Here is a 16719-nt window from a genome sequence, read left to right as displayed (position 1 = left end):
GAGAGGGTTGATTCTGAAAAAATTGACGCTGCGTGCTGCTGGGTCTCGGTGTTTTTGTTTGCAACCCAAGAACAGTGGGCATCCCCTTGAACGCACCCCAAAAAATGGTTTTCACTTCACTTTCTGCCACAGCTTCAGCTTTCGGTCGAAGTCGGTAGCCTGTATCTCATAACTGTCCGGCACTTCGTCGAGATAACTAAAATAGGTGGCCACCCTTGTCCCGACGGGCATGGTGTCCAATTGTTGGCGCACATACAGCGAGTAAACGGCATAAAGGATTTTGTCCAATTTGACCGAATTGTCTATTGGATTCGATTGCAGAATATTTTCGTAGAAAGGATTGAAAAGGTATATCGCATCGAAGGTGTTGAAATCAACATACACCATGTTGGACAGGATGAAGTGCGTGTTCGCGACATGGTAGCGTTCCGACAGCCGCACCGACAATTGGTGCAGGCGCTCGCGTTGCTCCACTCCGGTGAAATGCCCTTCGGTACAGCTGGCACCAATCATGCAAAACTTTCCCACGCCCGACCCCACATCGAGCACTCGTGTGCCCGGCTCGTCAACGAGAAAATCCGCAGCGGCAAGCGCCACTTTTATAGGCGTGAAATGCACCTCTGACAGTGCCCTGATTTTTTTGGAAAAAATGGCATCAAAATCTGCATCAAGTACCTCGGCACCCGTTTTCAAACGTTCGAAGATCTCTAACCCAAGTCTTTTTGTCATCTTGGTGGGCGGACTGGATTGGCAAGCGGGCAAACGTGCGAACAACTTTGTGGGGACAGTGCCATGCCAATTCTTTGTGGGGCAAATTTAGTGCTCCATAAATTAGATTTTGCCACAAAGTCGCTACTAAACAAAGGATTAACTAACAGATTTTGAAAGCCTTTGAGTCTTTCTGGCATCTTCAGGCGACTTGGGTTGCAGCGTACTTGCAAGGAGGCCGCCCCAAGGCAAACGCACCAAAATCGCACAAACCTCGGAGAGGTCAAATGTTGGAAGGATGACAAATCCAAGCGAATCAAGGTATATTTTGATGCCTTTCCCTCCCCACGCCCAACATCAGTATTCCCACCGTCTGGGCAGGCCCTCCTGCTGAGCGAGCTGCGCGGTAGGCTTGAAGCCCCAAATAAAATCAAGCAACTCATTCAATTCGCGGCGAAACTCGATGAAATAGTCCTCGTGCAATTTTTCGGCTTTTTTCAAAATAACCGACACGCGCTTCACGACGTATGGCGCGAAAGTCTGGCTGCGGTGGGCTGGGAAGCGAAGAAGCATTTCGTTGTGCCGCCGAAACGCTTCGGCCAGCAGAAAAACGACGAGACTCACCTCGCCCGATTTGTCTTTGGTGGCTTGCACATGCTCGTTGATGCGGGCGTTCCAATGCCGCAGGTCGAGCAGCAGCAGCCCGGGCGTGAGATAGAGCGCGCCTGTTGTGGGCAGATATTTGGCAATCTGTTGGCGCAGCTCATCGGCACGGTCGTCGCGGGTTTCGCCGCCTTCGAGCAGTTCGAAGATGAGTTTTCTGACCAATTTTTCATCTTTGGCCACAAGGCGAAAAAGCAGTTTGTCTTTTTCTTTGACTGGCAATCGGGCGATAGCTGCTTTGAGTTGGTCGTCAAGTTTTCGCATGGGACAAAAGTAATGCTTGGCACATTTTGGAAAATACAGACTGGCAAAATCTCGTTGGTGAACTATTTTCGCCCCCAGCATGAAATCATCCCGTATCCTCTCACAAATGCCCGCGGTCGCCGCGATAATCCTCGCCTCACTCGTGCTGCCCACCTGTGCAGACGCGCCAGCGCAATCGCTGGCTTCCTTTCATCATCCGAAGTCGCTCACCGCTCATCCGTACCTCAGCGCCTTTCTCGACGAATACGACCAGTTTTTTGCCAACGAAATGGCGCTGACACAAACGCCCGGCGCAGCGGTGGTAGTCGTGAAAGACGGGCAAATCGTGTTCGCGCGTGGCTATGGCGTGAAAGTGGCTGGCACCCAAGACTCGGTGGATGCCAATACGCTGTTCAGAATCGGCTCGCTGTCAAAAGGATTCGCGGGCGTGCTGACGGGCATACTGGCAGCGGACGGCCTGCTCGATTGGGATGAAAAAGTGCAAAAGCATTTCCCCCAATTCACGCTGGGCGACCGCCAACAGGCCGCGCGCGTGCGCCTCTGGCACCTGCTGTCGCACACCACCGGGCTGCCCTACCATGCCTACACCAACCTCGTGGAGCGAGGCTACAGCATCCGAAAAATCGTGACGGACTATTTTCCCAAAGCCCCCGTAAAAGGCAAGGAAGGCGATTTTTTCGCGTATCAGAATGCCGCGTTCAGCATCATCGAGGAAGTCATGCGCGGAGCCACCGGCAAGCCATATCAGGAACTTTTGTTTGAAAAAATACTGCGCCCGGCGGGCATGAACGCTGCCTCATGCGACTACTCCACCATGCAATTCGCCGCCAACAGGGCGCTGCCCCACTTCAAAACCGCCGCCGGATGGAGAATCGGCGACATCACGACGCGCTACTACAACGCCGTGGCCGCCGGCGGGGTGAACGCCAGCGCCGCCGATATGGGCGCATGGCTGCAAGTATTGCTTGGGCATCGGCCCGACATCGTCGCGGAGGCAACGCTCGACCGCGTGTTCCGCCCCGTCATCAAGACCGACAAGGAACGCCGCATTTTCCCCAACTGGCTCCAGCGCGACGCGGCTTCCTACGCGCTGGGCTGGCGGGTGTTGCAGGATGGCACAGACACCATCATCTACCACGGCGGCTATGTGAATGGGTTCAAGGGCGAAATAGCCTTCAATCGCCGCGACGACATCGGGGTGTGCATCCTGTTCAACGCGCACTCGGAACTGAGCAGAGAGTGCATTCCCGTCTTCTTCGAGCGGTGGAAGGATTGCAGATGAGCGCCCGCCAAGAGCCCTCAAGCAATTCGTGCGGAGATTTCATTTTTTTGAAAATCAATGTTTTTGAAAAAATCTCTGTGTCTCGGCGCCGCAATGTATTAAAAGTGCCCAGTGGCGTGTTAGTTAAGCCTGCGTCTGAATACTTTTGTGCATCCGAATCCCTCCCAAGCCATTCATAGCACCCCTCGCGCACATGGAGCCTCAACATCTTATCTCTATCAAAGCAGCCCTGCAAGAAAAACGCGCATCGCTCTATCGCAGCATCGTTCGCTGGACCTGGCGCTTGTTGGCAGGCGGCCTTTTGGCCGTCATCATCCTGTTTTTGAGCATCAGCTTCTCCGCCATCCCCTCGTTTCGAGAGCTCGAAGACCCCAGCTCCGCATTGGCCAGCGAAGTGTTGGCCAACAACGGCGAAGTGTTGGGGCGCTACTTCATCGAGAATCGCGTCCCGGTAGCTTACGAAGACCTCAGCCCCCACCTCGTCAATGCGCTCATCGCCACGGAGGACGAGCGATTTCGGCAGCACTGCGGCATTGATGCCAAGGCTGTGGCGCGGGTGATGTTTCGCACCATCCTCATGCGCGACCAAAGCGCGGGCGGCGGCTCCACCATCACGCAGCAGCTGGCAAAAATGCTCTATTCCGACCGCGACTTCGCGGGCATGGGCAAATTGCAAAAGACCTTCAAGTTGATATACATGAAACTCCGCGAATGGATTACGGCGGTGAAACTGGAACGCAGCTACACCAAAGAGGAGATATTGGCCATGTACCTCAACCAGTTCAATTTCATCAACAACGCCTACGGCATTCACGCGGCATCGGAAGTTTATTTTGGGAAAAGCCAAGCGGACTTGAGCCTCGAGGAAGCCGCCTTGCTAATCGGGATGCTCCAAAACCCCTCTTATTTCAACCCCGTGCGCTTTCCCGAACGCGCCATGAAACGGCGCTGGATAGTACTGTATCAGATGTACAACAACGGCTTCATCACCAAAGAGGAATTCGACCGCGTGAAAGTGATACCACCCGACATGAGCCGTTTCAAGCGAGTCAACTTCACCGACGACCGCGCGCCATACCTCTGCGCCGAGTTGAAAAAAGATTTGGCCCGCATCCTCGACGCGCCCGAAAGCCGCCGCCCTGATGGCTCCAAATACAACATCTACAAAGACGGCCTTCGCATCTACACCACCATTGACCCCGCGTATCAGCTACACGCCGAGGCCGCCATGCAGGAGCACATGAAAAAACTCCAAGAGCGATTTTTCCAAGTCTGGAAAAACCGCGACCCGTGGACCTACCGCACGGGCGACACCTCTCCCAAGGAAATCGAGATACGCAAGGAATCGCTCTGGGATAGGGTGCGCGAAAGCGAGCGATACCAAAACATCCGCCCGCAATTTTTCGATGCCATCACCAAGCGCGTGCAGCAGAAATACGACTTCGAGCTACGCGATGCCGACATCAAGCGTATGTTGGAAGAAGAAAAAACAGCGGGCGCGCTCAGCAAAATGATAACGGATGGCTACGTCACCCCCGAGCAAGCATCTGTCTATCGCCGCATCATGAACGGGCCGGAGTGGTCGGAAATCAAGACGCAGTATCGCGCCCTGCAAGCAGCGGCCAAAAAGGCTTTCGACACCAAAGTGCCAATGACCGTTTTTTCGTGGGACAGCCCCAATTTTGAAAAAACGGTGGTCATGTCGCCTATGGACAGCCTGCGCTACCATCGGATGCACCTGCAAGCAGGCATCCTCGCCATGGACCCTTCCACCAGCGAGGTGAAAGCATGGGTAGGCGGCATTCATTTCAAGCATTTTCAGTTCGACCACATCCGCACCGACCGACAGGTAGGCTCCACGTTCAAGCCCTTCGTGTATGCCACCGCTATCGCGCAGCAGCACATCAGCCCGTGCTTTTCCGTCTATGACCAACCGGTGACCATCCCGGCGCGGTATCAGAATTTTACGAACATCACCGACTGGACACCCAAAAACGCCACCAACTCATACTCCGGTGCCCGGCTCACGCTCAAGGAGGCCCTCAAAAACTCGGTGAACTCCATCAGCACCTATTTGATGAAACAAATGGGCGACACCGAGCCTGTGCGCGGTCTTTGCAACAACATGGGCATAGATTCCTCGCTCGGCCCCAACGGTCGCTATCGCATACCGAAACAACCATCCATCTGCCTCGGCGTTGCCGACCTGACGGTGTGGGAAATGACTGCCGCTTATGCCACTTTCGCAAACAAAGGTGTGTATGGGACTCCTTATGTCATTCGGGAAATCAGGGACAAGAACGGCCGCCGCATTTACAGCTCGTTGCCGGAAGAACGCCCGGCCCTGCCGCCCAACGCCAATTATGTGATGCTCGAAATGTTGAAATACAATGTGACGGGCGCACCCGGTGTCAACGCCCTCAAAAGCGAGGTAGGCGGCAAGACGGGCACCACGCAAAACCAGACCGATGCTTGGTTCATGGGCGTGACACCGCGCCTCGTGGTCGGCACTTGGGTCGGCGGCGAAGACCGCTGGATTCGTTTTACCACACTCTCCGACGGTCAAGGCTCTCGCATGGCCCGACCCATTTTCGCCGGGTTCATCAGTCGCTTGGAAAAAGACCCCAACTCGGGCTACGATTTCAACGCTCGTTTTGTGCGCCCGCCCGGCGATTTGGGCATAGAGACCAACTGTGCCAATTACACGGACGGCGCCGCGCCGCCCACGCGAGACGAGGAATTTTACCCAGACAATTACAAGGACATCTACAACGACGAGCTCGATGAGGATAGAGCCGCCCCGGCCAAGAAAAAACGACCCGACGATACATTTGGCGACCAGATACGTTGAGAAGTGTTTTTTGTTAAACACAGAGGCACAGAGACACGGAGGATAATTCCAAGTAGTCTCCGTGCCTCTGTGTTTTTTTTTAAAAAAACAACCCTCCTCAGTTCTTCACCACCCTTCTCACCAAACGTCCCGCATCCGTCTGAATCGTAAGGAAATACGTCCCAGCGGGAAGCGACCTAAGGTCAATGGGCACCGTCAATTTTTGACCTTGACGCGATTGGTTATACACCACCTTTTGCCCCACATCGCTCAAAAAGAGCGTGATGCTCTCGTAGCGTTCCAACTCCAACGTCAACACCACCTCGTCCTTCGTCGGGTTGGGAGCCAGCGAAAAATGACGCACATCGGGCGGGAACGACGCGCTGACCGTCACCTGATAACCGGGCGTGTAAACGCAGCCATTGGGCGAGGTGAACAAACATTCGTAGAATCCCGATGCCTGGGCGATATAGGTATTGCCTGAGGCACCCGGAATGGGCTGGCCGTCGAGCAGCCACTGCTCGCATGGAGCGGATGCCACCACCGTGTCGCCCACCTGCCCCACAAACGGGGGAAGAATCGTCTCCTCCGTTATCTCGATATCGCCAGAATAGGGCGCACAAACAGTATCCACCACCAAAACGGCATAGATGCCCGGCTGCGTGACAGACAGCGAAAAACTACTTTCGGAGGAAGTGGTCGTGGTGAAAAGCGCCCCGTCGAGATACCAATTCAAGGTGTTGGGCACTGTCAGGTTGGAAGCCGTCAGCTCGATGGACTGACCGGGGCACAGCACCGTGTCGGCTGCGGCCAAAACAGGCACATCCGGCCCCGTCTGCTCGATTGCAAAAGTGTCGCGCCGCACACAGCCGTTGCCGTCCGTCACCGCGACGGTGTAAGTGCCGGGGTTGAGGTAAACAGCGGCAGACTCAGTGGTGCCATTCGACCATGCGTAAGTGACAGGGGTGGCTCCTCCGCTTGCGCCTACTTCCAACAGGCCGCTAAAAGATTGGGCGCACACAGGGCTTATGATTTTTGTCAATTCTATTTGGAACGGCGAGCACACTTCCCGCACCCTTTGTACGCTGCCCGAACCGAGCAGCGTCACATACAATTCACCATCCTTGTCCTCCCCAAAACTGCTGTACTGATAGGTGGAAAAATTGGCCAGCACCGAAGTGCTGAACGTCCCGTTCGGGTTGCGGCGCGTGTACCACCAACGCCCGCTGCAATAGTCGGCAAACACATAGCAACCATACAAATCCGGGTACTTCGAGCCGCGATAGACAAAGCCGCCCGTCACCGAACATCCGTTGCCCCCGCCGTGCGTGTAGTCGAATACCGGCGGCGTGTAGTTGCTCGCTCCCAAGCAGCCGCTCGTGTTGTAGGCCGCGTTGCCCTCGTAGCATCGCCAGCCGTAGTTTCGTCCCGGCGTGTTGGCAGGTTCAAAATCAATCTCCTCGCGAGCGCCTTGCCCCACGTCGGCTATCCACATTTCGCCCGTGAGCCGGTCGAACGAAAATCGCCACGGATTGCGCCAGCCCAACGACCAGATTTCCGGCAGGTAGGTCGCGTCGCCCACGAAGGGATTGTCGGCAGGCACGGTGTAGGGCTGGCTCGCGTTGCTGTTGCTCACGTCAATGCGCAGGATTTTTCCGAGCCATGAGTTTTTTTTCTGGCCATTGTTCTGCGGGTCGCCGCCGGAGCCGCCGTCGCCGAGCGCGATGTAGAGGTAGCCATCGGGGCCGAATTTGATGCAGCCCCCGTTGTGGTTGGCAAAAGGCTGGCTTTGGGTCAGCACGAACAATTCGCTGTTGGGGTCGGCCTTGTTGGGGTCGAGTGCGTCGCGGGTGAAGCGCGAGACGCGGGTCGCCCCATCCGTTTGGCGCGTGTAGTTGACAAAAAAATAGCCCGACGTGGCGTAGTCGGGCGGGAAGGCCAAACCGAGCAAGCCCTGTTCGTTGCCGTTGGAGCGCACCCGTGTCTGAATGTCGAGAAACACCTCTGGCAGGCGGTTGCCGAGGCTGTCGAGTATCCAAATTTTGCCCGCCTGCTCCACCACAAACAAGCGGCTGTCGCCGCAATGCGCGATGTCCACTGGGCGGGAAAAGCCCGTGGCGACATTTTGAAGTTGAATTTTGGGCTGGGCCAAAAGCCAAGAAGCCGTGGTGAAAAAGACAAGCGCGATGGCGAACAATTTGTGCATGGCGGTAGCAGGTTGAAGTTTGGTGAACCGAAAAATTGGGTGGGTGAAGGTAGCCCACAGCCCTCATACGCGGGAAGCCTTCTTGTGGCGGGTGTCCAAGATTGGCGAAAAGTGTGGCGTGTCGAGTTGTCTGAAAAAATCTTGACGAAACACAAAGTGCGGTGAGCAAAATCAACGCCGCGCCTATTGGAAGTCATTGCCACTGGCGAAGGGCGGCCCCGATATTTGTGATGGATTCCGACTCACGGGTTTTATCCAAATCACAAAACAAAAGGAGGTCATTATGTCACTCATTAAATGGAACCCAGAAACCAGTTTTTTCCCCTCGATTTCAAGTTGGATGGATGACATTTTCGACGACAACGGCCGCTGGCCCGCCGTCAAGGGTGTGTCGGTGCCTGCCGTGAACGTGACGGAAAGCAAAAACGCTTTCAAGCTGAAAGTGGCCGCTCCCGGCTTCAAAAAAGAGGACTTCAAATTGGAAGTGCAAGGCGGCTACCTCACCATCTCCGGCGAATCAAAAGAGGAAAAGGAAGACAAGGATGAAAAGTACACGCGGCAGGAGTATCGCTACAGCTCGTTCAGCCGCTCGTTCACCCTGCCCGACAATGTGAAAAGCGACGACATCTCTGCCGAATATGCCGACGGGGTATTGAAGGTGGTGTTGCCGAAGAAAAAAACAGAGGAAAAAACCGCCACCCAAATAGCGGTGAAGTAAAAGTATAGTGGGTAATTTTGCTGTCAGCAGGCCGCTCGCTTCGGGTGGCCTGTTTTCTTACGACCATGATGAATCAGATACCCGGCATCCAAGTCCGCCAATCGCTGCTGCTGCTGCTCATCGCGGTCATTTTTGGGGTGCTGTTCTGGAATCTCCGCTTTTTCCTTCCGGCGCTGTTGGGTGCCTACACCCTGTATGTGCTGCTGCGGGGGCCGTTGGTGTTTCTGACGGAAAAATGGAAATGGCGAAAAAAAGCAGCGGTGGCAGCCCTCCTCCTCACCTCGTTTCTGATACTGCTTTTTCCCGCGTATTGGATTTTCGGGATGCTCGAAAAGCGCCTGATTGCGCTCTTGATGAATTCTGAGCAACTGATTCAGAATGCCAGCGACATCCTGCGCAAATTGGAAGCCCGCTTCAGCATTGACTTGCTGACACCCGACAACATCAACAACGTGGCCGGTTGGGGCATGGCCGAGGCGCAGCGCATCGTGAACGCGACGCTCGGCGGCTTGGGGCTGTTGCTGGCCGCCTACTTCATCGTGTGGTTCATGCTGACGGAGAGCGAGCGGATGGAACGCTCGTTTTTCAACTGGCTGCCGCTCAAGGATGAAAACCGGGATTACGTCCGCACCCAGCTCAACGACATGGTGTGGGCCAATGCGCTGGGCATCCCACTTATGGGTTTGGTGCAGGGTTTTGCGGCGGTCATCGTGTATGGGCTGATGGGCGTGGAAAACCCGTGGCTGTGGTTTGCCATCACCTTTGTGGCAGGTATGTTGCCTGTGCTGGGCGTGGCGTTGGCCTATATCCCCCTGTCGCTCATCCTGTTGGCAGAGGGCATGGAGCTCAAAGCGTTGATAATTTTCCTCTATGGCTTCATCGTGGTCGGCTCGGTGGACAATCTGGCCCGGATGTGGCTGTTGAAAAAGATAGGCCACGTTCATCCCATCATCACGTTGTTCGGGGTCATTGTCGGGCTGAAATTGTTTGGCTTCATCGGGTTCATCTTTGGTCCGATTCTGATTGCGCTCTTCATCCTGCTGCTGCGCATTTATCAAAAGGAGTTTGACAAAACCGTTATTCCGAAAACGCCTTGAACCGCTCCACACACGCCTTTTCCAACATTTCCCGGTCGTCGGGATGCGCGATGTCAATGAGTGCCTTGGCGCGTTGTCGCAGGTTTTTTCCAAACAAATAAGCCACCCCGTACTCGGTGACGACGTAGTGAACGTGCGCCCGAGTGGTCACCACGCCAGCGCCGGGTTTCAACATCGGCACAATGCGCGGAATGCCTTTGGCCGTGCGGGCGGTGAGCGCGATGATGGGCTTGCCGCCCTCCGACATGGCCGCGCCGCGCATAAAATCCATCTGCCCCCCCACGCCCGAGTATTGATAAGTGCCGATGGAATCGGCACAAACCTGCCCAGTCAAATCCACCTCTATGGCGCTATTGATGGCAATCACTTTTGCGTTGCGGCGGATGATGTAAGGCTCATTCACATAGTCAATATCAAGAAAAACCACCGAGGGGTTGTCGTCCACAAAATCGTAGAGCCGCCGCGAGCCGAGCGCAAAAGCAGTCACCGTTTTGTTGGGGTGAATGTTTTTGTGGCGGTTGTTGACGATGCCTTTTTCCACCAATTCGATGATGCCGTCGGAAAACATCTCAGTATGCACGCCGAGGTCTTTGTGGTTGTGCAGGCATTGCAGCACCGCATCGGGGATGGTGCCGATGCCCAATTGGAGGGTGCTGCGGTCGTCAATCAATTCGGCCACCAAATGCCCGATTTTCATCTCTGCCTCCCCGATATCGCTGCCAAAACGCGCCTCTTGGAGCGGCTCTTCCTGAAACACCATCGCGTTGAAGCTGCTCACATGAATCAGGCCATCGCCGTGGGTGCGCGGCACTTGGGGGTTTACCTGCGCCACCACATATTTGGCGGTGTTCACCGCCGAGCGCCCAATGTCCACCGATGTGCCGAGCGAGCAATAGCCATGTCGGTCGGGTTCGGACACCTGCACCAAGGCCACGTCGAGCGGCAGGATGTCGCGCTTGAAAAGTTCGGGTATTTCGCTCAAAAAAACCGGCACATAGTCGGCGCGGCCCTCTTGCACCGCTTGGCGGATGCTGGCCGATACGAAGAGCGAGTTGAAGTGAAAGTGCGGGCGATATTTCGGCTTGTCGAGCTCCACATCACCGTAAAGACTGATGGAGACCAATTCCACATCGCGCAGGCGAGGGGCTTGCTCGGCCAATTTTCTCAACAAAAAAAGCGGGGTGCAGGCGCTCCCGTGCACAAAAACCCGGTGGCCGGACTGAATGACTTGAAGGGCTTGTTCGGCAGTGACGTATTGCATGGCAGGTGAGCAAATAAAAACACCTGCAAAGTCGGCAAAAAGGGCCGGCATTTGCAGGTGCGCAACAGAGTTTAGGCTTAGCGGTTATTTGGATGTCTTTCTGCTGTTTTTGACCTCCAGCACATCTTTGCGGAGTTCGGTCGCCAGGTTTTTCAGTTCCTGCATCGCTTTCCTGACTCGGCCACCCGCAGCGTTGTTGCCGCCATAAAACTTCGAGACATCTGCTTCGGCTTCAGCCAGTTTTTGCTTGATGGTTTCAAAAATTTTGCTCATAATAAAGTTGGGAATGGTGAACAATTGAGGCGGTAAATGTACGATGCAAATGCTATTTGCAACTTTTTGAACAAAAAAAGTGGGGCCTCGACGAAAAAAAGGCGGTTTGCAAAACGAGTTGGCGCACCCCGTGGTAAAAACCACCCATCTACCGCTCCAGCGTGTGGGCGCTATCTTGCACGTTTGCGAAACCTTTGAGATTTCGCCAACGCGGCGCCCCAATATCTCCCCGAATCTTCCGTTTCCAAAAAAAAAACCGTAAAAACTTAGGCAGCCCCAAGCGTATAAGACTCTGTTGGCAGGCTTATAGGTTTTTGACAGGATTTACAAGATTTACAGGATAGAAGGAGTGGCTTCACCGCTAAAAATCCTGTAAATCTTGTAAATCCTGTCAAAGATTCAATGTCTGCTGTCCTGCCTAAGTTTTTACAAAAAACCTACCTTCGCCCCCGTCATGAAGCGCATCCTCGTCTGGGTTCTCATCCTGCAATTCGCCACTGGCCACAACCTGCTGGCCGAACTGGCGCGGATGCCTTCGCTCATCGGGCATTTTCACGAACATCGGTCGGAGGCTCCCGGCCTTTCGTTCGCCCATTTCCTCTGGCTCCACTATCTGGACAATTCCCACAAACACGACGACCGCAGCCACGAACACCTGCCCTTGCACTGCTCGCACCACCCATTGGCAGAGTCCGTGTTGCCCCAGTCTCCCATTATTGAGCTGGCCGCACCCGCGCCCTTGACCGAACGCACTGGCCTGCCACTGCACCACAAGGTGTTGGCGACCGACGATTATGCATCCGGCCTGTTCCGCCCACCCATAGCGTAGTCCCGTTTTCACCTTTTTTATTTTTTCAAAAACACATTTGCGAACCTCCAAAGGTTTCGCAAACATCCGCATCATTGACCAATTGGCACATTCGCTGATTGGCACCACTCGTCCCGAAGTTTCGGAATTCACCAACGGACTATGTTTCAAAAAATCATATCATTCTCGCTACACAACAAGGTATTGGTAGGGTTGGGGGTGTTGGCGCTCGTCGTCGCGGGCGTCTTTTCCTTCACTCGCCTCCCGATAGATGCCGTGCCGGACATCACGAACAACCAAGCCCAGGTGCTGACCGTGTGCCCCACTTTGGCGACCCAAGAGGTGGAGCAATATGTGACGGCTCCCATCGAGGCGGCCGTGCGCAACCTGCCCGGCGTCATTGAGCTGCGCTCCATCTCGCGTTTTGGATTGAGCGTCATCACGGTGGTTTTCAGGGAAAATATGGACACCTACCGCGCCCGCACTCTGCTCCATGAAAAACTGCAAAGCATCGCCGACCAGATACCCGCAGGCGCGGGCAAGCCCGAATTGGCCCCCATCTCCACGGGCTTGGGCGAAATACTGCACTACCGCGTGGAACCCAAACCCGGTTATGAGGGGCGATACTCGGCCATGGAACTTCGCAACATTCAAGACTGGATGCTCAAGCGCCAATTGGCCGGCATACCCGGCGTGGTGGAAATCAACAGTTTTGGCGGCTACCTGCAACAATATGAGGTCGCCATCACCCCCGAACGACTGCGTGCCGCCGGGGTCAGCATCGGCGAGGTGTATCAGGCGTTGCAAAACGCCAATGAGAACACCGGAGGAGGCTACATCGAACAAAACGCCTCGGCCTACTTCATTCGCAGCGAAGGCTTGGCGAAAAACTTGGACGATTTGCGGCAAATCGTCGTGCACACACAAGGGGGCGTGCCGCTTCGGGTGGGCGACATTGCCGAAGTGCGGCTCGGCCACGCGCTGCGCTACGGCGCGGTGAGCCACAATGGCGGAGGCGAAATCGTGCTCGGCATCGTGATGATGCTCAAGGGCGAAAACGCCGCCGAGGTCATTCACCGGGTGAAGACCCGATTGGCGGAAATAGAGCCGGGACTGCCCGAGGGTATCCGCATCACCCCCTTCCTCGACCGCGAAAATTTCGTGCAGCGCACCGTGGCCACCGTGCGCACCAACTTGGTGGAAGGGGCGCTCATCGTCGTGTTCGTGCTGGTGCTACTGGTGGGCAATTGGCGGGCGGGATTTATCATCGCGTCGGTCATTCCGCTGTCCATGCTGTTCGCCATCACCATGATGCAGGCGACTGGCCTCACGGCCAATCTCATGTCGCTCGGCGCAATTGATTTTGGTCTCATCGTGGATGGAGCGGTCATCATCGTCGAGGCCACGCTGCATTATTTGCATAAATATGCACAAGGAACTGTTCCAGCCGAAAGCGAAGCGGCGATGTCAAGCCGCCGCCTCACCACAGCCGAGATGAACGACGGGGTCAAAACCGCTGCCCATCGCATCGTCCGTTCCTCGGTATTTGGCGTGGTCATTATCCTTATCGTTTACTTGCCCATATTGTCGCTCGAAGGTATCGAGGGCAAAATGTTCAAGCCGATGGCGCTCACGGTTTCTTACGCCCTCATCGGGGCGCTGCTGCTGTCGCTCACCTATGTCCCCGTCGCGTCGGCGTTGTTTTTGAGCAAAAAAATCAATCTGCGCCCCACCTTCGCCGACCGGCTGATGGATGCCATTCGGAACCGCTACCTGCCCGTGCTAAAAGGCGCATTGAAAGCGCCGCGGCTCGTGGCGGGGCTGACGGTCGGTTTGTTCGCCGTGGCACTCGCGGTGTTCCTGCGGCTAGGCGGCGAGTTCCTGCCCACACTCGACGAGGGCGACATAATGATGCACGGTTTTTGCAAACCCGGCACCTCGCTCACCCAAACCATTCGCAGCCACGAGCTCGCGCAAAAGGTGATTTTGGAAAATTTCCCCGACGAGGTCGAACAGGTGATTTCAAAAATCGGCACAGCCGAAATTCCCACCGACCCTATGGCTCCCGAAACTGCCGACAATATCATCTTATTGAAAGACAAAAAGTTTTGGACCAAAACAACATCGAAAGCAGAATTGGTGGAAATGATTTCCGAAAAGGTGCAGGAGGTGCCGGGCATGGCCTACGAGTTCACCCAGCCTATCAAAATGAGGTTCGACGAAATGATGACAGGCGTGCGCTCCGATGTCGCCATCAAAATTTTTGGTACTGACATGGATAGCCTCGCCGCTGCCGGCGAACGCATCAGCCACCTCATCCACGAGGTGGAGGGCGTGGCCGATTTGAAGGTGGAACAAGTGGAAGGGCTGCCACAAATCGCCGTCGTGTACGACTACCAACGGCTGGCCCGATACGGTCTTCAGGTACGCGATGTCAATGCCGCCTTACGCACCGCTTTTGCGGGCGAGGTGGCTGGCACCGTGTTTGACGAGGGTCGCCGTTTCGACCTCGTGGTGCGGCTCGACACCTCGCGTCGCCGCAGTTTGGCCGATGTGCAGCAGCTCCCCATTGCCACCACGCACGGGCCGCTCGTGCCGCTCGGCGAGGTGGCACAAGTCGAGTTTCGCCTCGGAGCCGCTCAAATCAGCCGCGACAACGCCCAACGCCGCATCGTGGTGGGAGCGAATGTGCGCGGCAGGGACGTGCAGACCGTCATCGAGGAAATACAAGCCACTTTGCGGACGCGGCTAAAATTGCCGGCAGGCTACTTTGTCACTTATGGCGGGCAGTTTGAGCATTTGGAGGCGGCCAAATCGCGTCTGGCCGTCGCCGTGCCGGTGGCGCTGGCGCTCATTTTCGCCTTGTTGTATTTTGCTTTCCATTCTTTGAAAGAAAGCCTGCTGATTTTCACGGCCATCCCGATGTCGGCGATTGGTGGCGTGTTTGCCTTGTGGCTGCGCGATATGCCGTTTTCCATCTCGGCAGGGGTAGGGTTCATCGCATTGTTTGGGGTGGCCGTGCTCAACGGCATCGTGCTGATTTCGTATTTCAACGAGTTGGAAAGAGAGGAAGGCGAAGTTGTTGGCGAGGATGCCAACAACAGCAGCGACAGCGGCGAGCACAACGTCCAAGAGCGCGTGGTGCAAGGCGCGTCGGTACGCTTGCGTCCGGTGCTGATGACGGCGGCAGTGGCTTCCTTGGGCTTCTTGCCAATGGCACTTTCGTCCGGCGCGGGCGCGGAGGTGCAACGGCCTTTGGCGACGGTGGTCATCGGCGGTTTGGTGACGAGCACGCTGCTGACCTTGATTGTGTTGCCCGTTTTGTACGCGATGTTTTTTGGTGCGAAAAAACGGGGCATGGGCGGCTCGGGCACGGCAACGAAAATGGTCAAGTCGCTGGCTATCATCTTTTTGTTTGTCCAGCCTGCGCTTGCTCAAAAAACAGTGACCGAAGCGGATGCCTTGAAAATAGTGACCGAATCGCACCCGGCCATTCGCGCCTCCAACGCACTCGTCCGCAGCACCGATATTCTGAAAACCGGGGCTTCCCGCGTTTGGGAGCCTTCCGAAATTTACCACAATATCGCCGCCGACCCTGACTATGGCATGTTTGGCACTTCTGCCATTGGCATCAACCAAGTATTTCCGTCGGGCAGGCAGACCCGCGCACAACGCAGTGTATATGAGCGCCAACAACGAGTTTTTGAGGCAGAAAAAAACCTGACGCAACACCAATTGACCCGCGAGGTGCGCGAGATATTCCAACACCTGAGTTATTTGCAAGAAAGGCGCACGCGCCTTACGGCGCTCGACAGCCTTTATCAAAAAACATCGCGCATCGCCGAAAGCCGCTTCCTGAATGGCGAATCGGCCCAAGACGAACGCTTGGCCGCCCGCGACCAAGCCGCCCGCATCCGGCTTGAATTGGAGACCATCGGCCACGAGGCCGCCTTCGACCAACAGGTGTTGGGGCAGTTGCTCGGCCTCAACGAACCGCTTATCCCGGTAGTGGAGCCTTTCCGCCGCCGCGAGTTTGGGCTGGCCGATACTGCGCGAGTGCGCATGGGAGCCATATCGCAGCTAATGAAAGCTAAGGCCGCGGTCGCCGAATCGCTCACCGAGCAGGAAAAGGCCAAGCGCGGCCCCGTCGTCACAGCAGGAGCCAACATACAGTACCTCGCCAACGACTTGGTTTATCCCGGTTGGGCGGTGGGCCTGCGGGTGCCACTGGCGCAAAAAGGCCTGCGAGCGCGTGCCGACGCGGCAGCAGCGCAAGCCGACGCGGCGCGTGCTCAATACGAGGCCACCGTGTTGAACGGTCAAATGGAACTGGCGCACCTGCTGCACGAGATAGAAAAATACGACATCTTGCTTCAATACTGGGAATCGGAGGGCCGCAATCTGGCAGCCGAACTACGCCGCACCGCTTTCCGCCGCTACGAACTGGGGGAATCGGATTTCACCACCTTCGTGCAGTCCGCCGACCGCGCCATGCGGCTCGAAATGGAATACTTGGACAACCTGAACATGCTCAACCGGACGCTTCTGGAAATCGAGTTGCTGCTGCCGTAAGTTCTACATTTTCAAACCACTTTGTTCAAAATCAACA

Annotated in this window: 11 protein-coding genes; 6 read left to right on the top strand and 5 right to left on the bottom strand. The window is 55.8% G+C overall.

Annotated elements, in window-relative coordinates; all coding sequences use genetic code 11:
• Positions 1-111 precede the first annotated feature (111 nt).
• Positions 112-729, bottom strand: coding sequence for a hypothetical protein (locus KIS77_17805; GenBank protein ID MCW5924182.1), 618 nt, complete (start codon positions 727-729; stop codon positions 112-114).
• A 336-nt stretch (positions 730-1065) separates the two neighbouring features.
• Positions 1066-1635: a hypothetical protein gene (locus KIS77_17800; protein MCW5924181.1), complete on the bottom strand. Its 570-nt coding sequence runs from the start codon at positions 1633-1635 to the stop codon at positions 1066-1068.
• A 79-nt stretch (positions 1636-1714) separates the two neighbouring features.
• Here KIS77_17800 and KIS77_17795 point away from each other — a divergent pair, with 79 nt between their 5' ends.
• Together KIS77_17795 and KIS77_17790 are read left to right on the top strand one after the other, a co-directional pair.
• Entirely contained in the window at positions 1715-2917 is a 1203-nt protein-coding gene (locus KIS77_17795; protein MCW5924180.1) for a beta-lactamase family protein, read from the top strand.
• Positions 2918-3110: 193 nt separating this feature from the next.
• Complete coding sequence (locus tag KIS77_17790) at positions 3111-5768, top strand: transglycosylase domain-containing protein (GenBank protein ID MCW5924179.1); 2658 nt, start codon at positions 3111-3113, stop codon at positions 5766-5768.
• 97 nt (positions 5769-5865) lie between these two features.
• Here the strand turns inward: KIS77_17790 and KIS77_17785 are convergent, their stop codons facing one another.
• Positions 5866-7953: a PQQ-dependent sugar dehydrogenase gene (locus tag KIS77_17785; GenBank protein ID MCW5924178.1), complete on the bottom strand. Its 2088-nt coding sequence runs from the start codon at positions 7951-7953 to the stop codon at positions 5866-5868.
• A 283-nt stretch (positions 7954-8236) separates the two neighbouring features.
• On the opposite strand from KIS77_17785, the gene KIS77_17780 reads away from it, so the two are divergent.
• Both KIS77_17780 and KIS77_17775 read left to right on the top strand, forming a co-directional pair.
• A complete protein-coding gene (locus KIS77_17780) occupies positions 8237-8671 on the top strand; it encodes an Hsp20/alpha crystallin family protein (GenBank protein MCW5924177.1) in 435 nt (144 codons plus the stop codon).
• A gap of 65 nt (positions 8672-8736) precedes the next feature.
• Entirely contained in the window at positions 8737-9768 is a 1032-nt protein-coding gene (locus tag KIS77_17775; GenBank protein MCW5924176.1) for an AI-2E family transporter, read from the top strand.
• On the opposite strand, the gene KIS77_17770 is transcribed toward KIS77_17775, so the two are convergent.
• Together KIS77_17770 and KIS77_17765 are read right to left on the bottom strand one after the other, a co-directional pair.
• Positions 9749-11029 (bottom strand): acetyl-CoA hydrolase/transferase family protein, encoded by a 1281-nt coding sequence (locus KIS77_17770; GenBank protein ID MCW5924175.1) that lies wholly within the window; start codon positions 11027-11029, stop codon positions 9749-9751. The two genes, KIS77_17775 and KIS77_17770, sit on opposite strands and share 20 nt — an antisense overlap.
• An 84-nt stretch (positions 11030-11113) precedes the next feature.
• Positions 11114-11302 carry a hypothetical protein gene (locus tag KIS77_17765; protein MCW5924174.1) on the bottom strand — a complete coding sequence of 63 codons (189 nt, stop codon included), beginning with the start codon at positions 11300-11302 and terminating at the stop codon, positions 11114-11116.
• A 454-nt stretch (positions 11303-11756) separates the two neighbouring features.
• Between KIS77_17765 and KIS77_17760 the strand changes: the two genes are divergently transcribed.
• Both KIS77_17760 and KIS77_17755 read left to right on the top strand, forming a co-directional pair.
• Positions 11757-12131, top strand: coding sequence for a hypothetical protein (locus KIS77_17760; GenBank protein MCW5924173.1), 375 nt, complete (start codon positions 11757-11759; stop codon positions 12129-12131).
• A 141-nt stretch (positions 12132-12272) separates the two neighbouring features.
• The gene (locus tag KIS77_17755; protein ID MCW5924172.1) at positions 12273-16682 is read left to right on the top strand and encodes a CusA/CzcA family heavy metal efflux RND transporter; all 4410 of its coding nucleotides are present in this window, start codon (positions 12273-12275) and stop codon (positions 16680-16682) included.
• Positions 16683-16719: the final 37 nt, after the last annotated feature.

Source organism: Saprospiraceae bacterium (genome assembly GCA_026129545.1).
In the GTDB taxonomy this organism is placed as follows: domain Bacteria; phylum Bacteroidota; class Bacteroidia; order Chitinophagales; family Saprospiraceae; genus M3007.
Note: the sequence above shows the minus strand (reverse complement) of the source record. Positions and strands in the feature narration are given on the sequence as shown.